Here is a 25,018-nt window from a genome sequence, read left to right as displayed (position 1 = left end):
GATCAGCCCAGGCCGGCCAGCACCTTGGCGGAAGCGCCGGAACGCTCGCCGAGCTTGGCGCCCTTGGCGACGGCCGCCTGCCCTTCCAGGCCGCGCGCCTGGGTCGCGATGGCCTTGCGCGCCTCTTCCTCAGCCTCGCCCGGCGGCAGCACCAGCACGCCGCAATCGTCGCACAGCACCGCGTCGCCCGGCATCACCACCACGCCGCCGACGGAGACCGGCACGTTCATGCGGCCGCCCAGGTCGTAGATGCGGGTGGTGATGGGCGCCATGCCCTTGCACCACATGGGGAAGTCGGAGGCCTCGATCTCCTCGATATCCGTGCAGGGGCCGCCGACGACGCCGGCCTTCGCGCCGGCGGCCTTCGCCGCCACGGTCACGCCGCCGCCCCAGCAGGCATGGCGGTCATCGCCCAGGCGGTCCACGATCAGGATATCGCCCGGGCGCAGCAGGCCGAGCGCGTGGTGCAGCAGCGTCGAGTCAGGGCCGGGGATCTGGATGGTCACGGCGGTACCGGCAACGCGCCGGCGCAGCAGGCCCTGGATCGAGCGATCCATGAAGCCCCAGTGGCGCCAGTGGCCGACGGTCGCGGTCTCGGCCTTCTCCATCAGCTCGATCACCTCGGCGCTGATCTGGTTCGGCATCGCTTCAACGATGTATTTTGGCATCATTCACGTCCCATGGCGTTGGAGAAGCCCATCAGCCGCTCGACGAGCAGGACCATCAGGGCGGCGAAAGCAATCAAGGTCATCGCCAGGGCGGCGATGAGGGGGTCGGTGGTGTGCTCCGCATAACGGAACATCTCCACCGGCAGCGTCGTCAGGCGCGGCCCGACGAGGAAAAGGCTGATCACCGTTTCATCGAAGCTGACCAGGAAGGTCAGCACACCCGCAGCGATGGCACCGGGCGCCGCATTCGGCAAGGTGATGCGCAGCGCGGCCTGGAACGGCGTGGCGCCCAGGGTCCAGGCCGCGGCCTCCAGCTCCTTCGGTACGCCGGCGAAGGCGGTGGTCATGATCCGCACGGCGAAGGGAATCGCCACCAGGCAATGCCCCAGCACCAGCCCCGGCCACGTCGCCGCCAGCCCCAGCGGCTGCAACACCAGCAGCAGCGCCAGACCCAGCACGAGAGTCGGCAGCAACAGCGGCGCGGTCAGCAGCGCCGCCAGGACGCCACGGCCGGGAAACTCCAGCCGGGCTATGGCATAGGCCGCCGGTCCGCCCACCAGCAGTGCCACCACGGCCACCACGGCGGCCAGGATGGCGCTGGTGCCCAGCGCCGACATCAACACCGAATTCCCGGCCAGCGCGACATACCAGCGGGTAGAGAAGCCAGGCGGCGGAAAGGTCAGGAAGTCCCCGGCGCTGAAGCTGATCAGCAGCACCAGCGCGGCCGGGGAGAGCAGCACCAAATAGCCCACGCAGGCCAGCAGGCGGAGCGCCAGGGTAGGCTTCATGCGCGCTTCCCCTGCAGCCAGCCGACGCAGCCACGCAGCAGCATCAATAGGATCAGCCCGCCCAGCAGCAGCATCGCCATCGCGGCGGCGGCCGGCCAGTCGACGCTCTCCAGCGCCAGGTTGTAGATCTCGGTCGCCAGCACGAACACACGCCCGCCACCCATCAGCCGCGGGGTGATGAAGGCGGAAATGCCCAGCACTAGGGTCAGCAGCCAGGCCGCCAGCAAGGCGGGCGCCGCCAACGGAAGGGTGACGCGGATGAAGGTGCGGAAGCGGTTGGCGCCCAGCGTCGCGGCCGCTTCCTCCAGCCGGCTGTCCAGCCGGCCGAGGCCCGCCAGCAGCACCAGCACGGCATAGGGCATCAGGCTTTCCATCAGCCCGACGCGTACCCCGGTCCAGTTGTTGATCATGCGGATTGGCGCATCGGTCAGCCCAACCCAGCGCAACACCACGTTGATCATGCCCTGGTCGCCCAGGATGGCCATCCAGCCCACCAGCCGCGCAGTGCCGGAGACCAGGAGCGGCGCGATGGCCAGCAACGCCAACAGGCCGCGCCAGCGCGGGCTGGCGGCGCGGATCATCAGCGCCACCGGGAGCGCCATGGCCACCGCGATGGCGGCCGAGGTGCCGGACAGGCCGAGAGTGTTGCCGATCAATTCCCAGGTGAATTCATCGCCCAGCAGCCGCGTGTAGCTCTCGCCCGTGACCGCCACTTCCATGGCGCCGGTCTCGGTGGTGCGGTTCAGACTGATGCGGAACAGCATCGCCAGCGGCCAGAGGAAAGCGAGGCCCATCACGCCCAGGGCGGGCAAGGCCAGCAGCCAGCCGATCATGGCGCCGGAAACACCAGCAGGTCGGTATCGCGGAAGGCCAGCCGCATCGGGCTGCCCGGCTGCAGCTCCCGCCACAGGCCATCGGTCCCGGCATGCAGCTCGGCGGTGATGACGCCCGCCGGGGTGTTGGCTTCCAGGGCAACGATCTCGCCGGTGTAGACACGCCGGGCCAGGGTGGCGTCCAACACATTGGCCATGCCGGTCGGCGCAGCCTCGCCCGGGGCCAGCAGGCGGACGCGGTGCGGGCGCAGGAAAGCCTCGACCGGCCCGGCCGCCAGGCTGGAATGGGTCCGCAGCGCGGCCCCACCTTCCGTCCGCAGCACGCCGCCGGCTTCCAGCCGCCCCTGAATCCGCGCCGCGCGGCCGACGAAGGTCGCGACGAAGCGCGTCGCAGGCCGTTCGAAAATCTCTTCCGGCGCGGCCAGTTGCTCGACCTTGCCGGCATTCATCACCGCGACCAGGTCGGCCATGGCCAGCGCCTCGGTCTGGTCATGTGTGACAAAGACGGCGGTGGTGCCCAGCCGCTGTTGCAGGGCGCGGATCTCATCGCGCACCCCTTCCCGCAGCTTGGCATCCAGGGCGGAGAGCGGTTCATCCAGCAACAGCAGATCAGGCTCGATCGCCAGGGCGCGGGCCAGGGCCACGCGCTGCTGCTGGCCGCCTGAGAGCTGCCGCGGCTTGCGTTGCGCGAAGCCGGACAGCCCGACCAGCTCCAGGGCCGCCAGCGCGCGAGGCCCCCGCTCCGCCCGCGCCACGCCCTGCATTTCCAGGCCGAAGGCAACGTTGCCGACCGAGGTCATGTGCGGGAACAGCGCATAGGACTGGAACACCACCCCCATGTGCCGCTTATGCGGCGGCAGGGCGGTCACATCGCGGCCACCGACCAGGATGCGGCCTGATTCCGGCTTCTCCAGCCCAGCGATCATCCGCAGCGTCGTGGTCTTGCCACAGCCGGAGGGGCCGAGCAGCGCCAGCAGGGCGCCGCGCGGCAGATCGAGGGAAATACGGTCCACCGCCGGAGCAGCGGCCCCGGCATAGTGGCGAACGAGTTGCTCAAGGCGTAGATGTGGCGAGGACCGGGACATCTGTTCCGAAGACTTACTGCTGCGCCGTGATGACTTCACGCCGCCAACGCTGGTTCCAGTTCTCCCGCACCCGCTGCATCTCGACCCAGTCCAGCGGGATGACGCGGGCGTTGAATTCTGCGGACTGCGCCGTGCGCGCCCGGGCCTCGGGCGAGATCTGCGCCGTGGTGTTGGTGGGGCCGTAGAACAGCCGCTCAGTGAAGGCCTTCTGCGCCTCGGCCGAGAGCGCATGCGCCATGAAGGCGCGCGCGGCGGCGGCGTTGCGGCTGCCGGCGACGATGTTGATCGTGTTGATCTGGAACGCCGTGCCTTCCTGCGGCAGCACCACGCCGATCCGCCCCTGGGATTGCAGGCTGTACAGTTGGGAGCGGGCGTTCCAACCGGTTGCGAAGGCGATCTGGTCGTTCAGGATCATCGTCGCACCGTCCGGCTTCGGGTCGAAGGTCTGCGCGTTGGCGGCGATTTCCTTCAAGCCGGGGATGGCGTTGCGCAGGTTGCGCCAGTCGCCGCCATTCGCATGCGCTAGGATGGCCGTCAGCACCAGACCCTGGATATTCGGCGGCGCGGAGACGGAGACGCGACCGCGCAGCGCCGGATTCGCCATGTCCATGAAGCGGGTGGGCGCCGGATTGATGGCCTTGGTGTCGTAGATCATCACCAGGTGGTCGAAGGTGACGCCGGGGCCGCACCCGCCGCCCGCGGTGCGCGCCTGCGCATCGATCTGGTTCAGCACCGGCATCTCCGCAGGGGTGATCTTCTCGACCAGCCCTTCAGCGCAGGCCAGGGCGGCGGTCGTGGTGTCCATGATCACGACGTCGACCTGCGGGTCCGCCTTCTGGGCGCGGAGCGTTCCCAGCATCTGCGCGCTGGTGCCGGGGGCGAAGTACTGCACCCGGTGGCCCGAGGCGGCCTGGAACGGCTCGATGACCCCGGCGGTGTATTGTTCCTGGAAAATTCCGGAATAGGTCATCAGGGTGACCTGGGCACCACTCTGGGCGGCCGCCGGCCATGCGGTTGCGGTCAAGCCGGCGACGCCAAGCATCGCCCCGATCCATCTGCTCATCCGGAGCCCCCAAATCTCGTCACTCGAGGGATATGTTGAACAGCGTTGCGCTAGGTGAGCAAGCCATCAATCCGATCCTGACCGGAAGAATTAGCCAGATGCCAGTTTTTTACTCAGATTCGGCGCGTTTTCGGCAATGCCCGCCCGAAACATAGGCTTCTCGCCATGGAGAATCATGCGGTGCATTGCTAAGAAGCACTCGGTTCGGCCATACGATTCGAAACTCAGTACCCCGGCCCAATTGAGGTTTCATCAAATGGAACCGGTAGCCGCACCATGATAACGCGCCTGGCCCTTCAAATCCGGGTAAAACACCCTCAGGTAAGGGAGCGGCAACCTGTCCGTCACCACGGCCGTATTGCCTGAATATGGAGAGAATGACGAAAATCCTCACAGCGCCGTGAGAGAGTTATTCCTCTGATAGCTTGTTTCGGGCATCGTCCCGCATCTGCCGCTTGTTGGGGGGATTAATACGCGTGGCGGAGTTTTGGGCGGACTGGGGGGCCTTGGCCTATGCGGCCGCAGCCCTCTGGGCGTTTTTCGAAGGTGAGACTTTCGTATTGCTCGCCGCGGCGGCAGGACGGGCGACCAATCTAATCAACCCCTGGTGGCTGATGTTATCGGTCTGGGGCGGTTCCTTCCTGGGTGACCAGGTCTGGTTCACGCTCGGCCGGAAATACGGCACGAAGGCCGTGCGCAAGATCCCGGGCGCCGAACGCAAGATGGCGACCGCCGTGGGGTTCCTCGAGAAATACGGGGTGCTCTTCGTGCTGACCTTCCGCTTCGTCTATGGCGTGCGGAACGTGGCATCCGCAGCCTGCGGCATCGCGAAGATGCCTTGGTCCCGCTTCGCTTTCCTCAACTTCATCGCGGCTGGCCTGTGGGCCGGCTCCTTCGTGGCGGCAGGCTGGTACATCGTCGGTTGGCTGGGGGAGAAGGGCACGCTCTACGCCCTCGGCTCCATCGGCATCGCGGTCGTGCTCTACCTGGGGTTCCGGGCGGTGCAGAACTGGCGGAAGCCGTCGGCCACCCCCGCGACCTCCCCTGTCCCTGCTCCGGTCCCCTCCCCGGCACGGACCGAGGAGCCATAAAAAAAGGGGCCGCGAGGCCCCTTCTTTCGTCTCAGACCGTCTCGGCCTGCTTCGCCGGCAGCAGGTCCGCGTGCCAGCGTTCCGCCACGTCGGGGTGGGATCGCAGCCGCCCCTTCAGGTAGTTCTGGCCAACCGAGCGGAACAAGGGGTTCTGCGGGTCGCTGGCCGGGCCCTTCGCCTCGCGCGCCAGATGCTCTGGCAGGTCCAGCAACGGCACCTCCGCATCCAGCCGCGCCCCCAGGAAGAACGCGACGGAAATTCGCTCCTCGCCCGGGCCAGGGCTCACCACCCGGTGGATCGTCGCGCGCAGATAGCCGTTGGAAGCCAGTTCCAGCAATTCGCCGATATTCACCACGAAGGTGCCCGGCACCGGGGATGCGTCCACCCAGGTGCCATCCTCCTTCAGCACCTGCAAACCCCGGCGGCTGTCCTGCAATACGAAGGTCAGCAGGCCGCTATCCTTGTGGGCGCCCACGCCCTGGTCGTCGCGCGCCTGCTCCTGCCCGGGATAGCGGATGATCTTCATCGTCTGGTTGGGCGTGCCGGCGACGATACCGTCCAGCGCATCCGCCGGCTGCTCCAGCGCCTCGGCAAAGGCACGGACCAGGCGCTGCGCCACTTCGGTCAGACGGGCCTGCCAGTGCAGCAAGGCTGGCTTCAGCGCCGGCAGCGCCTCCGGCCACTGGTTCGGGCCTTGCAGGCGGGACCAGGGCTGGCTTTCCGGCCCACGCGGCAGCGCCTCCCGCTCCGCATGCACGTCGAACTGCTCGCGCCAGTCGGCCTTGCCGCGCGTCAGCTCCTGCCCGGCGCGGTTGTAGCCGCGGAAATGCGGCGAGTGGATCATCTGCACGGACAGCTTGTCGGCCTCCGGCAGCGCGAAGAACTGGCGGGAGGTCGCCAGCACCTCATCGGCCTCCTGCTGCGACACGCCGTGGCCGGCCAGGTAGAAGAAGCCCACATCGCGGGCCGTCTGCCGCAGCTTCAGCAGGAAGGCGGCGCGTTGCTCCGGCCCCGCATCCAGTTCGCGCAGATCCAGCAGGGGCAGGGAAAGTTCAGCAGTCACGGTTGGTTTCCTCCGTCTTATTCAGCGGCGATCGGCAGCCGGGCTTTCTCCAGCGCCTGCCGCAGATCGGCCAGGATGTCGTCGATATGCTCGATGCCAATGGAAAGGCGGACATAGCCGGGCGTTACCCCGCTCGCCGCCTGCTCCTCGGCCGAGAGCTGGGAATGGGTGGTGGTGGCGGGATGGATCGCCAGGCTGCGTGCATCGCCGATATTGGCCACGTGGTAGAACAGCTTCAGCCGGTCGATGAAGGCAGCACCCGCATCGGCGCCCCCAGCCAGCTCGAACCCCACCAGGCCGCCATGGCCGCCGCGCAGATAGCGGTCCGCCCGCGCCCGCGCCTGGCCGGTCTGCAGCGAGGGATAGATGACGCGGGATACGCCGGGCTGCCGCGTCAGCCACTCCGCCACCTCGGCGGCATTGCGCGCATGCCGCTCGATCCGCAGCGCCAGCGTCTCGATGCCTTGCAGCAGCTGGAACGCGTTGAAGGGGGAGATGGCCGCGCCCAGGTCCCGCTGCACGGTGCTGCGCACCAGTGCCGCATAGGCGCCGATGCCGTGCCGGGCGGCGACCTCGGTCCAGACCGCGCCGTGGTAGCTGGGGTCCGGCTCGTTCAGCGCCGGCTGGCGCCCGGGATGCGCCGTCCAGTCGAACTGCCCGCCATCGACGATGATGCCGCCGATGCTGGTGCCATGTCCGCCCAGATACTTGGTGGCGGAATACACCACCACCGCCGCGCCGTGCTCCAGCGGCCTGGCCAGAAGCGGCGCCGCCGTGTTGTCCACGATCAACGGGATGCCGAATTCCCGCCCGATGGCGGCGACCTCGGCGATCGGGAAGACTGTCAGCTTCGGGTTCGGCAGCGTCTCCGCATAATAGGCCCGGGTACGGGCGTCGGTCAGGCGGCGGAAGCTCTCCGGGTCCGCCGGGTCGGCGAAGCGGACGGAGATGCCCTGCCGCGCCAGGGTATTGGCCCAGAGGTTCCAGGTGCCGCCATACAGGTCGGTGGAGGAGACGATGTTGTCCCCGGCCCGCGCCAGCGCCAGGACGGAAAAGGCCGAAGCCGCCTGCCCCGACGCCACGGCCAGCGCGCCGACGCCGCCTTCCAGCGCCGCCACGCGCTTCTCCAGCACATCGGTCGTCGGGTTGCCGGTGCGGGTATAGGTGAAACCCAGCTTGGTCAGTGAGAACAGGTCCTGCGCATGGGCGGAATCCTGGAACTTGTAGGAGGTTGTCTGGTAGATCGGTACCGCCACGGCGCCGGTGGCAGGGTCCGCCCGCCAGCCGGCATGCAAGGCGAGAGTCTCGGGGCGCTGGGTCATCGGTTGCCCCTCACTCGGCCGCGACGGCGGCACTGGCAATGGAGACGCGGCCCACATCCTCAGCCGCCGCCAACTCGTGCAGCAGCGGGATCAACTCGCGCCCATAGCCGATGACGTCCGGCAACGGGTCCCACCCGCGAATGATGTAGTGGGAGACGCCCAGCTTCCGATAACGCAGCATGGAGCGTGCCACCTGCTCCGCCGTCCCGACCAGCGCGGTGCTGTTGCCGCGCCCGCCCAGCACGCCGGCCATGGCGGTCCACAGCCGTTCATCCAGCACCTCCCCGCGCTGGGACAGGCCGACCAGGCGCTGCGAGTTGACCGCCTGCCCGGCCGCGATCAGCCCGGCCGAGCCGCTCTGCTGCAACTTGGCGATGGCACGGGCGCGGATGTGATGGGCGTATTCCCAGGCCTGCTTCTCGGTCGCGCCCAGGATCGGCCGGTTGGACCAGGAGAAGGCGAGCCGACGGTCGGACGGCACCGAAGCACGCACGCGGTCCAGCATCGCCGCCGTATCCGCCAGCGGCTCGCCGAACAGCGCATACACATCGGCATGCCGGGCCGCGACCTTCAACGCGGAATCCGATGCGCCGCCGAAGAAGATCGGCAGATGCGGCTTCTGCGCCGTGCGGATATCGGACCACGCCTGCTGGATGTTGTAGAACTCGCCCGCGTGGTCGAAGGGCTTCTCCGCCGTCCAGACCCGGCGGATGACGTCGAGGAATTCATCGGTGCGGCGGTAGCGCGCGGCATGGTCGGCGTGGTCGCCATCCTTGCGCTGGTCGGCATCCTCGCCGCCGGAGATCACGTGCAGCGCCAGCCGGCCGCCCGTCAGCTGGTCCAGCGTCGCCAGCTTGCGGGCCGCCAGGGTCGGGGCCACGAAGCCGGGGCGGTGCGCCAGCAGGAACTGGATCTTCTTCGCCACGGCGGCGGCATGCGCCAGCACCAGAAAGCCGTCCGGCGCGTTCGTCCAGTATCCCGCCAGCACGCGGTCGAAGCCGCCATCTTCATGCGCGCGGGTCAGTGCCTCGATATGCGCCGGCTGGAACGCCTCGCCGGACGCCGCCTCCAGATCCGACGTGGGCTGGGCCCAGATCATGCCGGTCACGTGCAGACTGCTCATTGTCGCTCTTCCTTTCAGATCGATGGAAGGTGCGGCCGCCATGCCGGGATGGCGTGGCGGCCGCGGCGACATCGCAAGGACGGCTGACGCGGCATGGCCTGGCTACTCCGCCGCGACGGAGAGGCCGCGCGCGTCGAGGTGACGCACCGCCGGCAGCAGGGAACGGCCATACTCCACCGCATCCTCCTCCGGGTCGAAGCCACGGATCAGGAAGGTGTCGACGCCCAGCGCACGGTAGTCGATCATCGCCTCCGCCACCTGCTCCGGCGTACCGACCAATGCAGTGGTGTTGGCGCCGGCCCCGACGGCGGCAGCGACTTCGGTCCACAGCCGCTTGTCACGGACACGGCCGCCCTTGGCGGCTTCTAGCAGCCGCGCGGAGCCGATGCTCTGCGGCTTGCTGTTGCCCTGCTCCACCGCATCGCCGCGCAATTCCTTGATCCGCTCCAGGATGCGGTCTGCGCGCTTCCAGGCGGCCTCCTCCGTCGCCGCCATCACCGGGCGCACGGACAGGCTGAAGCGGATGGAAGCCGGGTCCCGCCCTGCCTCGGCGACGGAGCGGCGGACGCGGGCGATGGTCTCGCGTGCCTGGTCCAGCGTCTCGCCCCAGAAGGCATAGATATCGGCGTGCCGGCCGGCGAAGCGGATGGCGTCGTCCGAGGAACCGCCGAAGAACACCGGGACATGCGGTTTCTGTACCGGCTTGATGGCCGAATGCGCGCCGGCGACCTTATAGTACGTGCCTTCGAAGTCGAACGGCTTGTCCTCGGTCCAGACGCGCCGCAGCAGCGTCACGAACTCGTCGGTGCGCGCGTAGCGCTCGGCATGGTCCAACCAATCGCCATCGGCGCGCTGCTCGGCCGGGCTGCCGCCGGTGATGATGTGGATGCTGGCCCGCCCGCCGCTGATATGGTCGAAGGTCGCGAATTGCCGCGCGGCCAGGGTGGGCGCGATGAAGCCGGGGCGATGCGCGATCATGAACTGCAGGCGCTTGGTATGCACCGCCGCCAGTTGCGCCAGCGCCATGCCATCCGGCGTGCTGGAATGCCAGGCGATCAGGACGCGGTCGAACCCCGCCTCCTCATGCGCCTGCGCCATGCGGATGACGTAGTCGGTATCCAGGATCGGCCCGCTGGGCGGATGGATCTCAGAACCGGCCCGGTGCGACGTGAAGCCGATGAATTGCAAGGGATGAGCCATGGGAAGGGTCCTCCGTATTATCGTGCGGCGACGCGGTCGGGGCGCGGCGACGTCTCGCCCAACCCGGCGAGGCCGATCAGTCCGATGGTCAGGCCCAGCGCCAGGGCCGTGCGCAGCAACAGGTTGATCATGGCAGCAGCGCCGCGCGCCCGGCGGCGCTGTGGGCAGCTTCCGGCACCGGTACGTGCACGCGGCCGCACAGCACGTCCCGCAAATGGCGCTCGATCGGGTTGCGGCGGCTCTGCGCGTGGTTGCCGGCCAGGGACACGGCAATCTCCACCGCGCGCACGGCGTTCTCCACCAGGGCGCTCTTCATCACATGCGCCTCCGTGGCCGGCGCCGGCGTGCCCTGGTCCAGCGCCTGGGCCAGGGAGCCGATCAGGCGCGCGTTGACGGCCAGCAACGCCTCGATCTCGCCCACCTTCTCCTGCATCCGCGGCAGCGTGGCCAAGGGCTTGCCCAGGCCGCTCGGCACCCGGTTGCGCAGGAAGTGGATGATCCAGTCCCGCGCGCCATGCGCCACCCCGGTATAGAGCGCGCCCAGGCCGGCGGCGTTCCAGGTGGCCTGCACCGGGTCCGGCTTCGCCCAGGCCTCCGGCGGCCTTAGGTCCGTCGCGTACTCGGCGGGGATGCGGACATTCTCGAACACCACGTCATGGCTGCCGGTTGCCCGCATGCCGAGATGGTCCCAGCTCTCCTCGATCCGCACGCCGGGGGAGCGCGCCGGCACCAGCACATGGCCGACCTTCGGCTCCTCCGCCTCGTCCCGTGCCCAGACCAGCATCCATGTCAGGCCGGGGGAGCCGGTGCAGTAAATCTTGCGGCCGGAGAGCAGCAGGCTGCCATCCGGCTGCCGGCGCAGGATGGTCTGCGGCAGCCCGCCCCGGGTGGGCGAGCCCAGTTCCGGCTCAACCCGCATGGCGTTCAGCAGGCCGCCATGGGCCACTGCATCCGCCGCCACCCGGGCGCGCACCTGTTCCGGCACATGCTCGTTGCGGGAGAGCGAGCCCTGCTGCGTCAGTTGCATGGCATAGACCAGGCCGGTGGACGCACAGCCCTTGGCGACGATGCCGATGGCCTCGGCCGCCTTCGCCAGCCCGGCGCCCTGGCCGCCGAAGCGGCGCGGGATGGTCAGGTTGAGCCAGCCGCCATCGTGCAGCCGGTCGAAATTCTCGTGCGGGAAGCTGCCATCATGGTCATGGCGCGCCGCCTCCGCGGCAAAGCCTTGCGCCAGGAGCTGCAGGTCCGTCTCCGCGACATGCGGTGCGAGGGCGAGAGACATGGCAGTCACCTCCTAATCGGGCAGGCCGCGCCGGGGCTGGGCCCGGCGCGGTTGCCCTCAGCTATCGAGACCGAGGACGGCCAGGGCCTGGCGGCGCAGTTCCACCAGATGCGGGTCGTCGCGATGGCGCGGGTAGGGCCGGTCCACCACCAGCTCCGCCGCGATGCGCGCCGGGCGCGGGCTGAAGACGATGACGCGCTGGGCCAGGATCAGCGCTTCCTCGACATCGTGCGTCACCAGCAGCGCCGTCAGGCCGGAGCGCTGCCAGAGCGAGACGAGCTCCCCCTGCATGGACAGCCGCGTCAGGCTGTCCAGCTTGCCCAAAGGCTCATCCAGCAGCAGCAGGCGCGGGTCGTTCACCAGCGCCCGGGCCAGCGCCACGCGCTGTGCCATGCCGCCGGAAAGCTGGTGCGGGTAGGCGGCCTCAAACCCCGCAAGGCCCACCAGCCGGATGGCATCGCCGACGCGGTGGCCCTGCGTCTTCAGCAACCCGCGCGCCTCCAGCCCCAGCGCCACGTTGGCCTGCACCGTGCGCCACGGGTACAAGGTCGGGTCCTGGAACACCAAGACGCGGGAGGGGTCGGGCGCGGTGATGTCGGCGCCGTCGCCGACCACCCTGCCCTCGCTCGGCTGGTCCAGCCCGGCGAGCAGCCGCAGCAGGGTCGACTTGCCGCAGCCGGAGGGGCCCAGCAGGGCGACGAACTCGCCCGGCTGCACGTCGATGGACACGTCGTCCAGCACCGGCAGCGGCCGATCCTCTAGCTGGAAGCTGTGGCTGACGCCGTGGATGCCCACGGCCATGCCGGCGGCGGAGCCGGCGGTCTGCAGATTCGCGCTCACCACCGCACCGTGCCTTTCTGCCACGCCAGCAGGCGGTCGCGGCTCTTGAAGAGGAGTGTCGTCAGGCCAGAGCACATCAGCGCCATCACGACGAGGGCCGCATACATGTTGCCGTAGGCAGCCCAGCCCTGGGCCCATTGCAGGTACCAGCCCAGCCCGGCCTTCACGCCGAGCATCTCCGCCACCACGAGCACGGAGAAGGACGCGCCCAACCCCATGAACAGGCCGACGAAGACCTGTGGCAGGGCGGCCGGAATGGCCACCTTCAGCACCAGGAAGGTCTGGCTGGCGCCCAGCGTGCGGGCGATGTCGTAGTAGTTACGGTTGACGCCGACGACGCCGGACCAGGTCAGCACCGTCACCGGGAACCAGGCGGCCAGGGCCACCAGGAAGGTGCTGGCGCTGCCGCTGGTCGGGAAGACGAAGAAGGCGATCGGCAGCCAGGCGGTGGCCGGCAGCGGCCCGATCAGCCGCAGCACCGGGTGCACCCAGTAGCCGATGGCCTTGGACCAGCCGAGCGCGACGCCCGCCACGAAGCCGGCGAAGGCGCCGATGGCGTAGCCGGTCAGCAGCAGCCAGAGGGAGCGCAGCACGCTCTCACCCAGGCGCGGCCAGTCCTCCAGATAGACTTCCAGAAGACCTTGCGGGGAGGCGAAGAACGGCAGCGGCAAGGTGCCGCTCTTGGCTGTCAGCCACTCCCAGCCGATCAGCGCCAGGCCGAGGACGGAGAGCCACGGCCCGGCCTTGCGCAGCTTCAGCCCAGCCTCGCCAAACAGGCCGGAGGTCAGTGCCGCCAGCACGGCCAGGCCGCCCAGCACGGCGGCCAGCAGCGCCAGCTCCTGCGTGCGGCCGACCTCGATCTCGTCCGGCAGCCAAGCGGTGAAGGCCGCGGCGCCCAGCCAGATGCCGCCGGCCAGCAGCCCGCCCAGCCACAATGCCGGCGCCGAAGCGCGTGGCGTGACGCCGGGTGCGGCGACGGTGATTCCAGATGCACTCATCAGGTCATCTCCCTCACACGCTCAGCACGTCGGCGGTTACCCGCTCGGCGAAGCGCTTCGGATCGGTGTTGGCGCGCATGACGCCGACGGCCTTGAGCTCCTCGGCATACAGCTCGATCTCGCGGCGGATGTCGGTACCGGCGGGGCTGTGGCCGTGGGTGTGGCTGCTCAGCATGGCGATCAGGTCGTCACGGTTCACCCGGCCCGGCGCGTAATCCATGAAGGCGTCGGCAGCGATCGAGAGGTCGGACGCGGCAAGGTGCTGCGCCTCGATCAGCGCGCGGGTCAGGGCGGCAGCCGCCTGCGGGTCGTTCTTCACCAGGGCGCCGGAGACGCCGATGATGCAGCAGGCGCGCTGCGCCCATTCACCGGTCAGGTTGGTGGCGACCTCGACCAGTTGCTTGTCCCGCACCAGGGTCCAGGCAATTGGGTCACCGGCCGCAAAGGCGTGCGCCTCGCCACGCTCCAGCGCAAGGCCGAAGACATGCGGCGGAAAGACGCGCCAGGTGACGTCCCGGTCCGGGTCGATGCCGCGGCGCTTCAGCAGCATGGAGAAGAAGTTCTTGTCCGCGCCCGCCATGTCGCTGACCGCGATGGTCTTGCCGCGCACCGAGTTGATGTCGTTCGTCAGCCCCGCCGAGGCAGGCCCGGCGAGCCGCAGGCAACCGCCATGCGTGCCGCCGGTGATCTTGACGTCGAAGCCCATCTCCAACGGCTTCAACCAGCGCAGCGCCATGCCCACCCCGGCATCCGCCTTGCGGGTGGCGATGGCCTCCAGCAGCGCTTCCGTGGAGCCGCCGAAATTGACCAGCTCCACCTCCAGCCCATGGCGCGCCAGAATGCCGCTGCGCCGTGCGACCTCGACAGGGGAGGTGCAGATGGAGGTGGCGTTCCAGGCGATGGTCAGCTTCCGCAGCGGGCCAGCGGCAGCGCCTGGGGCAGCGACGGGGGCCAGACAGGTGGGCGTATTCTTCAGCATCGCCTCGAACGCCCTGCGCTCGGCGCCCAGCGGGGCGAAGCCGGCGAGCGGCAAGGCGAGACCGCCGAGGCCGAGCGCCGCCAGAACGCTGCGACGCCCCTGGGGGCGGGCGGTCTTAGAAGCTGTGGAATACTGCTGCGTCATCTGGAAACCCCCACGGGAAGGGGACGCCGTCCCGTATCACGCATTGTGAACGGGTTTATCTCAAACGACATCGCGTAATGAGTCAATTAACTTATTGCGCGCGGAGATCCCATCGCCAGCCGCTTTAGGCGCGCGCAATACCCAAAGCCTTGTTTTGCCTGGAACAAAAAAAGCCGCCCTGCAGGCAGGACGGCTATCTTGGGTGCCTCCTGGCACATATCACGCGACGCGGTCGGGAATTAAACCGGCCTCAGGCGTCCACGGTGGGACGCAACCGGGCCTCGATCCGCTCGACCTCCTGCCGCAGCATGGAGACGATAGCCGGGCGCTTATCCGGCAACAGGCGGTCCGACACCGCCGAGCAGCTCAACGCCACGATCGGCCGGCCCCAGGCATCGTTGGCGACCATGGCAATGGCCGTCATGCCGGGGACGATGACCCCTTCGTTAATGGCATAGCCCTGGGCCCGGGTCTCGGCGACGCCGGTACGCAGATAGGTTTCGGTGATCGGCGCGTACCGCCCAATCCGCTCGGGCGCCGTGGCCTGGATCGCGCGGTTCACCTCGTCATCCGGCAGGGCGGCCAGCAGCGCCAGGGCATGGGCACCGCAGCCGAGCGGGTGGATGGAGCCGACGCGGATAGAGGTCGGCAGGATCGGCGAGTCGCCTTCCTCCCGCGCCACGCAATGGGTGTGGTGGCCGGCCAGGACGCCCAGCAATGCGACGTCGCCGGTCTCGTCCGCGATTCGGCGCAGAGAGGGCAGTGCGAAGGCGCTGAGGTCAAAGCGCTGGGCGGCGGCGCGGCCAATCAACCAGGCCTGGGGGCCGAGCGCGTAGCCACCGGGGATCGGCTGCACCAGCCCCTCCGCCATCAGGCCGCCGAGCAAGCGGTGGACCGTCGCCTTGTGCAAGCCGGACGCAGCCGCCAGGTCAGTCAGCCTCCAGGAGCGCGTTGGGGAACCCGCGAGATGGCGCAGCAACGTGGAGGCGCGAGAAAGTGTGCGGAGGCTACTGTCTTGGTCGGCTGCGACTGGCAACGCGTTTCGTCCTATGAAAGGATCGGCGGTCAGATTCTTACTGTCCGATGGTAATTGCGATGCGGCAAGCAAGAATTTGACCGATTTTCGATCTTTCTTGCCAGTGAGTGCTAAGCCTTGCCTGCCAGACAAGCAGATTGTCGCCTACAGCATCACTCTTGGCAGCCGCCCTCCATGCTTGCATCTGGGCATGGGTTGATGAAATGCTCTCATTGCCCGGCAACGAGAGCTTCGAATCATGCTCTTCGACGTTGCCCAAGGCATGAAGAGAGGCCCCATGGAACTTGTTTCTGTTGGCTTTGCCCCGCTTTTGTGCATGCCTGACCATCGTCAACCCAAGGTCAATATGACAGTTTAGGGGTGTGCGTTGGCGCGGGACTGCCTATGTAGAGGTCCGGTCGCCAGACGGCGCGCCCTCCCCCCGACGCAAGTTGTCCTGTCACGCCCCCTGGCGGTCGGACGCGGCGCGTTCTCGTGGCGGAAGGGGGCACAGGCGCCGTTTGGTTGGGTAACCCCCAGCCCCCACAGAATGAAGAAGGCGCAGGTCTGAAGCATGGACGGGATGTTTACGCAGGCGGCGATGGATCAGGACGAGGCGGAGAACGAGCCCGCGCTCCGCGCACGGACGGGCGCCTTCGGTAACTTCCACGATAGCGCCTGGAGCCGCCGTGAGGGCGAAACCCCCGCGGCTGCGCCCAGCACTTGGGTTGGCGAGGACGACGAGGTCCAGCCGGAAGCCGAGGACGAGAACGCCGAGACCGAGGCCAGCGAGGACGCTGCCGAGGAAACGGTCGACGAGAATGGTGCGCCCGTAGCGCGGGAGAGCCAGGGTTCCGACGGCAATGTGGATGAGGCCTCCCTCAGCCGCACCGACGACCCCGTGCGCATGTTCCTGCGCGAGATGAGCGGTACCGACCTGCTGACGCGCGAGGCGGAGATCGCCGTCGCCCAGCGGATCGAAGCCGGCCGTGACGACATGCTCGCTGGCCTGTGCGAGCACCCCGCCACCTTTACCATGCTGACCGCGTGGTACGAGGCGATGGTGCAGAGCCAGGTGCCGCTGCGCGACATGGTCGAGGTCGAGGCGATGGCCGCGGCCGACGCCGCGCAGTCCGGCGAGACGACGGCGGAGAGCGAGGACGCGGACCCCGCGCTTCACTCGACGCTTGAAGAGAAGATGAAGCCGGAGGTTCTGGCCTCCTTCGAAGCGCTGTTCGCCGCGCGCACCCCGCTGCCCAACCTGACGGGTGCGGAAGCGGAAGCGCTGAAGATCGAGCTCGCCAGCCTGCTGGCGAATGTCCACCTGCGCCCGGCGCGGCTGGATCTGCTGGTCGGCACCGTGCGGGAAGCCAAGCGCAAGCTGATGGCGCTGGATGGCCGCGCCTCGCGCGCCGCCCAGGGCAGCGGCGTCCCGCATCCCGACTTCCTGCGCCTGTGGGACGGCAGCGAAGCTTCTATCCAGGCCGTGCTGAAGCTGGAGAAGCCACGCCGCCGTGGCGCGCCGGTCATCGACCTGGCCGGCGAGCTTGCCAATGTCCGCAAGGACATCGCGGTGCTGGAGCAGGAGAATGGTCTCTCGGCCAGCCGCCTGCGCGAGGTCTGCAACGCAGTCGCCCAGGGCGAGCGGCAGATGCGCCGTGCGAAGGAGGAGCTGGTCCAGGCCAATCTCCGCCTCGTGGTGCATATCGCCAAGCGCTACCGCAACCGCGGCCTGATGTTTGGCGACCTGATCCAGGAAGGCAATATCGGCCTGATGCGGGCGGTCGAGAAGTTCGACTGGCGCCGTGGCTTCAAGTTCGGCACCTACGCCACCTGGTGGGTCCGGCAGGCGATCACCCGCTCGATCGCCGACCAGTCCCGCACCATCCGCGTCCCCGTGCACATGACGGAGACCGCGGCCAAGGTGGCGCGCACCAGCCGCCGCTTCGCCCAGAAGGCCGGCCGCGAGCCGACGCCGGAAGAGCTGGCGGGCGAGCTGGGCATGTCGCCGGACAAGGTGCGCACCGTGCAGCGCCTGGCGCGTGAGCCGATCAGCCTGGAAGCGCCGATCGGCGAAGAGGATGACGGCCGCCTGGGCGACCTGATCGAGGACGAGAACGCGGTGATGCCGTTCGATGCGGCCGCCCGCTCCTCGCTCCGCGACGCGGCGACCAACGTGTTGTCCGGCCTCAGCCCGCGCGAGGAGCGTATCCTGCGGATGCGTTTCGGCATCGGCGCCGAAAACGAGCACACGCTGGAAGAGGTGGGCCGCACCTTCAACGTGACCCGCGAGCGTATTCGCCAGATCGAGGCGAAGGCGTTGAAAAAGCTCCAGCAGTCCCGGCGCGGCCGCGCGCTGCGCAGCTTCCTCGCCTGAGACCAGGGCGGGATGGGCAACCATCCCGCCCTTGCTTTATCCAGGGATCCGCTCCCCCAGCCGGGTCACCGCACGGCGGAGGGCCGGCAGGAATAGCCCCTCCACCACAGCATCCGTCGCGCGCCCGGCATGGGCACCGATATTGATGGCCGCCACGCACCGCCCACGCATGTCCCGCACCGGCATGGCGACGGAGCGCAGGCCTGGTTCCAGTTCCTCATTCACCAACGCATAGCCCGCCGCCCGTGCGGCCTGCACGGCGCCGCGCGTGTGCTCGGCCAGCGGGCCCGGCTGCACCTGCGCCAGAAAGGCCTCCAACCGTGACTCCGGCAGTGCCGAGAGCAGCGCGCGCCCGAGCGACGTGCAATGCGCCGGCAGCCGACTGCCGACCCCCAAGGAAACAGACATGATCCGCCGCGCAGCGCTCCGCGCCACGTAGATCACGTCCGGTCCGTCGAGAATGGCGGCGGAGCAGGATTCGTGCACCGCCTCCCGCACCGCTTCCAACTCGGGCTGCAGGATGTCCGGCAAGGGGGTGCTGGAGAGGTAGGCACCCCCTAGCCGCAACACGCGCGGCGTCAGGGTGAAGAACTTGCCGTCGAACTCGGCATAGCCCAGGCCTTGCAGCGTCAGCAGGCAACGCCGGGCCGCCGCGCGGGTCAGGCCAGTGGCCCGGGCGATATCAGCGATGCTGGCCTTGGGGCGCTGTGGGTTGAAGGCCTCGATGACGGCCAGCCCACGGGCCAGCCCGCCTAGCGTATCCCCCTTCTCCAGCTCCGATCCATCCAAGTTTGTTCGCATAGCGCACAGCGTTGCGTAGATCGCCCAAAAGAGTCAACCTCGCCGGCAACGGCATGCGGGAGGACAGCATGATCAACAAAGTGGTGCGCGACATGGCGGAAGCCATGGCGGGCGTTCAGGACGGCAGCACGGTGCTGGTGGGCGGCTTCGGCTCGGTGGGCCAGCCCGATGCGCTGATCGATGGGCTGATCGAGCACGGCGCGAAGGAGCTCACGGTCGTCGCCAACAATGCCGGTGCGGGCCGTATCGGTCTGGCGCGGCTGCTGGAACTGCGGCGGGTGCGGAAGATCATCTGCTCCTACCCCCGTAGCGCTGGCTCGGTCGTGTTCGAGGAACTGTTCCGTAACCACGAGATCGAACTGGAAGTGGTCCCACAGGGCACGCTGGCCGAGCGGCTGCGCGCCGCCGGCGCCGGTATTCCGGCCTTCTTCACCCCGACGGGCTACGGCACCCTGCTGGCCAAGGGCAAGCAGACCGCCGAGTTCAACGGCAAGCCCTGCGTGCTGGAACTAGCCCTGAAGGCCGATGTGGCACTGGTGCAGGCGGAGCTCGCCGACCGCTGGGGCAACCTGACCTTCCGGCTCAGTGGCCGGAACTTCAACCCGGTGATGGCGACGGCGGCGGACCTGACCATCGTGCAGGCCAACCGGATCGTCGATCTTGGTGGCATCCCGCCGGAGACCGTCGTGACCCCCGGCATCTTCGTCAACCGCGTCATCGAAGTCCCGGTCGATGGCGCCAGCGTGCAGGAGAAGGCGGCATGAACGACCTGTCCTTCCAGACCATGTCCCGCAAGCAGATGGCCGAGCGGCTGGCGCGCGACATCCCCGAGGGGTGGTACGTCAATTTGGGCATCGGCCTGCCAACTTTGGTGGCTGACTTCGTGCCGCAGGAGCGGGAGGTGATCTTCCATTCCGAGAACGGCCTGCTGGGCATGGGCCCTGCCCCGACGCCGGAACAGGCCGACCCCTGGCTGATCAATGCCGGCAAGCAGCAGGTGACGCTGCGCCCCGGCGGCAGCTTCTTCCACCACGCGGACAGCTTCTCCATCATCCGCGGCGGCCATCTGGACCTCTGCGTCCTGGGCGCCTTCGAGGTGGCACAAAACGGCGACATCGCGAACTGGGCGACCTCGGCCGCTGACAATGCCCCGGCTGTTGGCGGCGCCATGGACCTTTCCGCCGGCGCCAAGCGCCTCTGGGTGCTGATGGAGCACACCACCAAGGACGGCCAGCCCAAGCTGGTCGAGACCTGCTCCTACCCGCTGACGGCGCTGGGGGCGGTATCCCGCATCTATACCAACCTGGCGGTGATCGAGGTGACGGACCGCGGCTTCATCGTGCTGGAAATGGTGCCCGGCCTGACGCTGGAGGCCCTGCAGGCCCAGACCGGCGCCAAGCTGCACCTGCCGGGTTGAGCTGAACCGGCACCTCCGGGTGCAGACCCGCTACGCATGGACAGACGGTAGGCGTGGGATACAGCCAAGTGCAAAGGCCCCGCTGCCGGACGAGGAAACGACATGACCGAAGCTTTCATCTGCGATGCCATCCGTACCCCGATCGGCCGCTATGCCGGCAGCCTGGCGCCGGTCCGCGCCGATGATCTGGGCGCCATCCCCATGAAGGCGCTGATGGCGCGCAACCCCGGCCTGGACTGGGCCGCGCTGGACGACGTCATCTATGGCTGCGCCAACCAGGCGGGCGAGGACAACCGCAACGTGGCGCGGATGTCCGCCCTGCTGGCCGGCATTCCGGAGAGCGTCGGCGGCACCACCATCAACCGCCTCTGCGGTTCCGGCCTCGATGCCACCGGCACCGCCGCCCGCGCCATCAAGTCCGGCGAGGCCGAGCTGATGCTGGCCGGCGGGGTCGAGAGCATGACCCGCGCGCCCTTCGTGCAGGGCAAGAGCGCCGAGGCTTTCGGCCGTGCCGCGGAAATCTACGATACCACCATCGGCTGGCGTTTTATCAATCCGCTGATGAAGGCGCAGTACGGCGTCGACTCCATGCCGGAGACTGGCGAGAACGTGGCGCAGGATTTCCAGATCTCCCGCCAGGATCAGGACCTGTTCGCCTTCCGCAGCCAGCAGCGGGCCAAGGCGGCACAGGAATCCGGCCGCTTTGCCGAAGAGATCGTCCCCGTCGAGATCAAGCGCCGCAAGGGCGACCCGATCGTCTTTTCGCAGGACGAGCACCCGCGCCCGGAGACGACGCTGGAAGCCCTGGCGAAGCTGGGCACGCCGTTCCGCAAGGAAGGCGGCAGCGTCACCGCCGGCAACGCCTCCGGCGTCAATGATGGTGCCTGCGCCCTGATCGTCGCCAGCGAGGCCGCGGCCGGCCGCTACGGCCTGACCCCACGCGCCCGCGTCGTGGCGATGGCGACCGCCGGCGTGCCACCCCGCATCATGGGCTTCGGCCCCTCCCCGGCCTCCAAGAAAGTGCTGGAGAAGGCGGGGCTGACGCTCAGCGACATCGACGTCATCGAGCTGAACGAGGCGTTCGCCTCCCAGGCCCTAGCGGTGATGCGCGACCTCGGCCTGCCGGACGACGCCGAGCATGTGAACCCCAACGGCGGCGCCATCGCCCTGGGCCACCCGCTCGGCATGTCTGGCGCCCGCATCGCCATGACGGCGGTGGCCGAGCTGCACCGGCGCAAGGCGCGCTACGCCCTGGTGACGATGTGCATTGGCGTGGGCCAGGGCATCGCGATGGTGCTGGAGCGGGTCTGATCCTTCACGCCGAAGGCTAAGAAAGAAGGCCGGGGAAGGAATTTCCCGGGCCCCTTCTTTTTTCGACAAGTTTCTGGCGCAACGACTGCCCGGGGACGCCTGAGTGGGATTATTCGAAAGCGCGTTCGAGAGAAACCACCTCAAGCGCCGAATTTGGCCCGCAACGCCTACTCTCGGCGCTTATCCATCGGCCTGCAGCGCAACACCAAACTCGCAAACAAAAGATGGGGTTCGGGGAATTCCTTCCCCGACCTTCCTTCTCCTGCTGCTGCCTGTGACCTTCGCCAGATGGCCCGCTCAATGCACCCAATGCGGCGCGGCGGCGATGATCCGGCCGGCGGGCAGCACCAGAGCATGCCGACGCACCGCGGCCTCGGCCTCCGGCAGGTACTGGCCGGCCTCGTTGAGCGCGGCCATGAGGCGGGAGACGCTGCTGCGGGCGGCCAGGGCGGCCCCGGGTGTCACCATGCCACCCAGCAGGTTCAGTGCTTCGTCCGCCTGCCCTTCCTGCTGCAAGGCAAAGACATCCAGCAAGGCGCGCTCATCGGCGCTGACGGTGCCGCAGCAGACGCAATTGACTTCCAGCATCCGGCTGGCGCCCTGGCTGAGCGCCCACATGAAGCCATCCAGATACCCCGTGGCCGTCGGCGCACCGAGATCGGCGTAAAGGGCGCCGATCCGGCCGGCGACATCGGCGCCTTTGCACAGCCCTACCACCCAGGCCTGCATCGACCACAGCAGGGCATTGTCCAGCACCGGCAAGGCCGCGCGCGGGGTGTCGTCATTGGCGGCGAAGATCATCGTGCTCCTCTTCAGGCCGGCGCGGGTGCGCCGGTCCATTCGCTGAGATGCTCGTCGAGGGCAGGACGACGCGGGGTTGGGCGGGGCTCGGCCGGGGTGCCGATGTAGAGAAAGCCAGCGAGCTGGTCGTCAGGCGAAAGGCCCAACGCGGCGACCAGCGCGGGGTCGTAGCTGTTAGCGCCGCTGACCCAGATACCGCCGAAGCCCAGCGCGTGCAGGGCGTTCAGCATGTTCATGGCAGCGGCACCCACCGTGAGGATCTGCTCGATCTCCGGGATCTTGTGGCCCTTCTTCACCTTCACGCCGAGCGCGACGATGAGCGGGATACTGTTGATGCGGGCGCGTCGGCGCTCCACCAGGCCCGACGGTGTCTCCGGGTCCCGCGCCAGAGTGGCGGCGGCAACCTTGTCCGCCCAGGCGGCACGGGCGGCGCCGCGGATCAGCACGAAATGCCAGGGGCGCAGATGCCCATGGTCCGGCGCGCGCAGGCCGGTTTCCAGCACCTGCCGCAGGACGTCACCTTCCGGGGCAGGCTCCTGCAGCACGGAAGCGGAGGCGCGGGAGAGCAGGGCGTCGATCGTATCCATCAGTTCGCTCCAGCGGCCCTTGGTCACCGGGATGACCTAGGCGCAAGTAAGTGCAATTGCAAGTCATTTGCATCTAAGCGGAGAAGCAAGGCGGGCAGAAGCCGAGGCCCCTGCCCGCCTGTGCAGCCTAATGCCTACCTGCCCAAGGGCGAAATCCGCAGCGGCGGAAGGTAGGTGCCGGCCAGACCGACCCTTCAGGGCACGATCTGGCCGATGGCGCTACTTGAAGGTCACTGGCGCGTCATTATCCGGGATGTCGGACATCGGGATCTCGATACGCACGGTGCTGGGGTCCACTCCGGTACCGCCGTCGAGCCAGTAGGTAACGCTCTGCGGCCAGAGAATGACGATAGCCACCAGAATGAGCTGTATGCACACCCAGGGGATCGCGCCCAGGTAGATGTCCTTGGTCAGCACGGTCTTTGGCGCCACGCCGCGCAGGTAGAACAGCGCGAACCCAAATGGCGGATGCATGAAGCTGGTCTGCAGGTTCACGCAAAGCAGCACGCCAAACCAAACGAGGTTGATGTCCAGCTTCGCCGCTGCCGGCGCCAGCAGCGGAACGACGATGAAGACGATCTCGAAGAAATCGAGAAAGAAGGCCAGGAAGAAGACGAAGATATTGACGAAAATCAGGAAGCCCGTTTGGCCGCCAGGCAAGTGGGAAAGCAGATGCTCGATCCAGAGGCTGCCATCGACGCCCTGAAATACCAGGGAGAAGACGGTGGAACCGACGAGGATAAAGATCACCATCGCCGTCAGCCGCATGGTGTTCTGCGTGGCCTGCTTCAGCAGCGACCAAGTGAGCCGGCGATTGATCAGCGCCAGCACCAGCGCACCAACCGCGCCCATGGCTCCCGCTTCAGTCGGCGTCGCGAGGCCGAGGAAGATCGTCCCCAGCACCAGGAAGATCAGCACGATCGAAGGCACCATGCCCTTGGCGACGCGCCAGTAGAGCGGCCAGCCGCGTGGTCCCAGCGCCTCGGGCGGCAGCGGCGGCACACGGTGCGGTTGCAGGATGGCCACGCCGGCAATGAACATGATGAACAGGGCCAGCTGCATCAGCGACGGGCCGATGGCGCCGGCATACATGTCGCCCACGCTCTTCCCAAGCTGATCGCCCAGCAGGATCAGCACCAGCGACGGCGGGATCAGCTGGGCGATGGTGCCTGATGCCGCGATGACGCCGGTCGCGATCCGCATGTCATAGCCATAGCGCAGCATGACCGGCAGGCTGATCATGCCCATGGCGATGACCGAGGCGGCAACGGTTCCGGTGATGGCGCCAAGAACCGCGCCCACAAGGATCACCGCGATGGCCAGGCCACCTGGAACCTTGCCGAAGAGCTGACCGGTTCCCTCCAACAGGTCCTCGGCCAGCCCGCAACGTTCCAGGATGGCGCCCATCAAGGTGAAGAACGGAATGGAGAGCAACAGCTCGTTCGACATGATGCCGAACACGCGTAGCGGCAGGTTGCCCAGATACGCCGCGGTGAAGAAGCCGAGTTCGATCGACAGGAAGCCGAAGAACAGCCCGACAGCGGCAAGAGAGAAAGCGACCGGAAACCCGATCAGCAGGAATACGACGAGGCCGCCGAACATCAGCGGCGGCATCACCTCAAGGGAGAGCATGGACAGAACGCTTCCTGATCTGCGGGTTCACTGTTCGTGGCGGACGTATTCGACCACCACCTCGCCGGATGGCTGAATGCCACGCAGCAGGGCAATGCGCTTGATGAGTTCCGCCAACCCTTGCAGGGTCAGCAGGAGAAAACCGACCGGCAGCAGCAGCTTGATCGGCCAGCGGAGCAGCCCGCCAGCATTGGAAGACTGCTCATTGCGCAGGAAAGCGTCGAGGAAGAAGGGCCAGGTCATCCACGTCAACAGGACCATGGCCGGCATCAGGAAGCAGATGATGCCGAAGACATCGACCCAGAGCTTTCCGCGCGTCCCCAGGTTGCCATAGACCAGATCCACGCGGACATGCTCGTTGCGAACAAGGGTATAGGACGCGCCCAACATGACGATGCCGGCGAACAGGTACCACTGCACTTCCAGCCAGGCGTTGGAGCTGTAGTTGAAGGTATAGCGTATCGTGGCATTGCCTGCGCTGATCAGGCAGGCCAGCAACACACAGGCATCGGCCACCCAGCCGAAAGTACCGCTCACCTTATCCATGACGCGGCTGAAGGCCAGAAACGGACCCATCTCCTGGGTTCCTCCCTCTATC

At 67.9% G+C, this 25,018-nt stretch carries 24 protein-coding genes; 5 read left to right on the top strand and 19 right to left on the bottom strand.

Annotated features, from left to right (window positions below; translation table 11 throughout):
• Nucleotides 1–2: 2 nt before the first annotated feature.
• The 5 genes from IBL26_RS01800 to IBL26_RS01780 form a co-directional block, all read right to left on the bottom strand.
• Entirely contained in the window at nt 3–671 is a 669-nt protein-coding gene (locus tag IBL26_RS01800; RefSeq protein WP_241748884.1) for an RraA family protein, read from the bottom strand.
• Nucleotides 668–1,456, bottom strand: a complete 789-nt coding sequence (locus tag IBL26_RS01795; protein ID WP_187782725.1) for an ABC transporter permease — start codon at nt 1,454–1,456, stop codon at nt 668–670. The genes IBL26_RS01800 and IBL26_RS01795 overlap by 4 nt, the downstream gene beginning before the upstream one ends.
• Entirely contained in the window at nt 1,453–2,289 is an 837-nt protein-coding gene (locus IBL26_RS01790; RefSeq protein WP_187782724.1) for an ABC transporter permease, read from the bottom strand. The genes IBL26_RS01795 and IBL26_RS01790 overlap by 4 nt, the downstream gene beginning before the upstream one ends.
• Nucleotides 2,286–3,302 carry an ABC transporter ATP-binding protein gene (locus IBL26_RS01785; protein WP_367615345.1) on the bottom strand — a complete coding sequence of 339 codons (1,017 nt, stop codon included), beginning with the start codon at nt 3,300–3,302 and terminating at the stop codon, nt 2,286–2,288. The genes IBL26_RS01790 and IBL26_RS01785 overlap by 4 nt, the downstream gene beginning before the upstream one ends.
• 85 nt (nt 3,303–3,387) lie before the next feature.
• Nucleotides 3,388–4,398: an extracellular solute-binding protein gene (locus tag IBL26_RS01780; RefSeq protein WP_241748876.1), complete on the bottom strand. Its 1,011-nt coding sequence runs from the start codon at nt 4,396–4,398 to the stop codon at nt 3,388–3,390.
• A 545-nt stretch (nt 4,399–4,943) separates the two neighbouring features.
• Here IBL26_RS01780 and IBL26_RS01775 point away from each other — a divergent pair.
• The gene (locus IBL26_RS01775; protein WP_241748874.1) at nt 4,944–5,528 is read left to right on the top strand and encodes a DedA family protein; all 585 of its coding nucleotides are present in this window, start codon (nt 4,944–4,946) and stop codon (nt 5,526–5,528) included.
• A gap of 31 nt (nt 5,529–5,559) precedes the next feature.
• Here IBL26_RS01775 and IBL26_RS01770 read toward each other — a convergent pair whose 3' ends face one another.
• The 9 genes from IBL26_RS01770 to IBL26_RS01730 form a co-directional block, all read right to left on the bottom strand.
• Nucleotides 5,560–6,591: an isopenicillin N synthase family dioxygenase gene (locus tag IBL26_RS01770; RefSeq protein ID WP_187782720.1), complete on the bottom strand. Its 1,032-nt coding sequence runs from the start codon at nt 6,589–6,591 to the stop codon at nt 5,560–5,562.
• A 17-nt stretch (nt 6,592–6,608) separates the two neighbouring features.
• The gene (locus IBL26_RS01765) at nt 6,609–7,913 is read right to left on the bottom strand and encodes an O-acetylhomoserine aminocarboxypropyltransferase/cysteine synthase family protein (RefSeq protein WP_187782719.1); all 1,305 of its coding nucleotides are present in this window, start codon (nt 7,911–7,913) and stop codon (nt 6,609–6,611) included.
• A 10-nt stretch (nt 7,914–7,923) separates the two neighbouring features.
• Complete coding sequence (locus tag IBL26_RS01760) at nt 7,924–9,036, bottom strand: LLM class flavin-dependent oxidoreductase (RefSeq protein ID WP_187782718.1); 1,113 nt, start codon at nt 9,034–9,036, stop codon at nt 7,924–7,926.
• Nucleotides 9,037–9,138: 102 nt separating this feature from the next.
• Nucleotides 9,139–10,236, bottom strand: coding sequence for an LLM class flavin-dependent oxidoreductase (locus tag IBL26_RS01755; RefSeq protein ID WP_187782717.1), 1,098 nt, complete (start codon nt 10,234–10,236; stop codon nt 9,139–9,141).
• A 127-nt stretch (nt 10,237–10,363) separates the two neighbouring features.
• Nucleotides 10,364–11,518 carry an acyl-CoA dehydrogenase family protein gene (locus IBL26_RS01750; protein ID WP_187782716.1) on the bottom strand — a complete coding sequence of 385 codons (1,155 nt, stop codon included), beginning with the start codon at nt 11,516–11,518 and terminating at the stop codon, nt 10,364–10,366.
• Nucleotides 11,519–11,575: 57 nt separating this feature from the next.
• A complete protein-coding gene (locus IBL26_RS01745) occupies nt 11,576–12,319 on the bottom strand; it encodes an ABC transporter ATP-binding protein (protein WP_187782854.1) in 744 nt (247 codons plus the stop codon).
• A 35-nt stretch (nt 12,320–12,354) separates the two neighbouring features.
• Nucleotides 12,355–13,356 (bottom strand): ABC transporter permease, encoded by a 1,002-nt coding sequence (locus IBL26_RS01740; protein ID WP_187782715.1) that lies wholly within the window; start codon nt 13,354–13,356, stop codon nt 12,355–12,357.
• 13 nt (nt 13,357–13,369) lie between these two features.
• Complete coding sequence (locus IBL26_RS01735) at nt 13,370–14,479, bottom strand: ABC transporter substrate-binding protein (protein ID WP_187782714.1); 1,110 nt, start codon at nt 14,477–14,479, stop codon at nt 13,370–13,372.
• Nucleotides 14,480–14,729: 250 nt separating this feature from the next.
• Nucleotides 14,730–15,515 (bottom strand): IclR family transcriptional regulator, encoded by a 786-nt coding sequence (locus IBL26_RS01730; RefSeq protein WP_277817274.1) that lies wholly within the window; start codon nt 15,513–15,515, stop codon nt 14,730–14,732.
• A gap of 553 nt (nt 15,516–16,068) precedes the next feature.
• On the opposite strand from IBL26_RS01730, the gene rpoD reads away from it, so the two are divergent.
• Nucleotides 16,069–17,871 (top strand): RNA polymerase sigma factor RpoD, encoded by a 1,803-nt coding sequence (gene rpoD, locus IBL26_RS01725; RefSeq protein ID WP_187782712.1) that lies wholly within the window; start codon nt 16,069–16,071, stop codon nt 17,869–17,871.
• Nucleotides 17,872–17,907: 36 nt separating this feature from the next.
• Here the strand turns inward: rpoD and IBL26_RS01720 are convergent, their stop codons facing one another.
• Nucleotides 17,908–18,660 (bottom strand): IclR family transcriptional regulator domain-containing protein, encoded by a 753-nt coding sequence (locus tag IBL26_RS01720; RefSeq protein WP_241748870.1) that lies wholly within the window; start codon nt 18,658–18,660, stop codon nt 17,908–17,910.
• A gap of 80 nt (nt 18,661–18,740) precedes the next feature.
• Here IBL26_RS01720 and IBL26_RS01715 point away from each other — a divergent pair, with 80 nt between their 5' ends.
• The 3 genes from IBL26_RS01715 to pcaF all read left to right on the top strand — a co-directional run bounded on the left by IBL26_RS01715 (nt 18,741) and on the right by pcaF (nt 21,400).
• Nucleotides 18,741–19,436 (top strand): 3-oxoacid CoA-transferase subunit A, encoded by a 696-nt coding sequence (locus tag IBL26_RS01715; RefSeq protein WP_187782710.1) that lies wholly within the window; start codon nt 18,741–18,743, stop codon nt 19,434–19,436.
• Complete coding sequence (locus IBL26_RS01710) at nt 19,433–20,089, top strand: 3-oxoacid CoA-transferase subunit B (protein WP_277817273.1); 657 nt, start codon at nt 19,433–19,435, stop codon at nt 20,087–20,089. The genes IBL26_RS01715 and IBL26_RS01710 overlap by 4 nt, the downstream gene beginning before the upstream one ends.
• A gap of 102 nt (nt 20,090–20,191) precedes the next feature.
• Nucleotides 20,192–21,400, top strand: coding sequence for a 3-oxoadipyl-CoA thiolase (gene pcaF, locus IBL26_RS01705; protein WP_187782709.1), 1,209 nt, complete (start codon nt 20,192–20,194; stop codon nt 21,398–21,400).
• A gap of 297 nt (nt 21,401–21,697) precedes the next feature.
• Here pcaF and IBL26_RS01700 read toward each other — a convergent pair whose 3' ends face one another.
• From IBL26_RS01700 to IBL26_RS01685, 4 genes are all read right to left on the bottom strand, one after another.
• Nucleotides 21,698–22,240 carry a hypothetical protein gene (locus IBL26_RS01700; RefSeq protein WP_187782708.1) on the bottom strand — a complete coding sequence of 181 codons (543 nt, stop codon included), beginning with the start codon at nt 22,238–22,240 and terminating at the stop codon, nt 21,698–21,700.
• A complete protein-coding gene (locus tag IBL26_RS01695; RefSeq protein ID WP_187782707.1) occupies nt 22,213–22,788 on the bottom strand; it encodes a nitroreductase family protein in 576 nt (191 codons plus the stop codon). The genes IBL26_RS01700 and IBL26_RS01695 overlap by 28 nt, the downstream gene beginning before the upstream one ends.
• A 219-nt stretch (nt 22,789–23,007) precedes the next feature.
• A complete protein-coding gene (locus IBL26_RS01690; protein ID WP_187782706.1) occupies nt 23,008–24,420 on the bottom strand; it encodes a TRAP transporter large permease in 1,413 nt (470 codons plus the stop codon).
• A gap of 27 nt (nt 24,421–24,447) precedes the next feature.
• Nucleotides 24,448–24,996, bottom strand: coding sequence for a TRAP transporter small permease subunit (locus IBL26_RS01685; protein WP_187782705.1), 549 nt, complete (start codon nt 24,994–24,996; stop codon nt 24,448–24,450).
• Nucleotides 24,997–25,018 lie beyond the last annotated feature (22 nt).

Source organism: Teichococcus aerophilus, assembly GCF_014490485.1.
GTDB classification, from domain to species: domain Bacteria; phylum Pseudomonadota; class Alphaproteobacteria; order Acetobacterales; family Acetobacteraceae; genus Pseudoroseomonas; species Pseudoroseomonas aerophila.
This window is presented reverse-complemented; position numbering and strand designations above follow the sequence as displayed.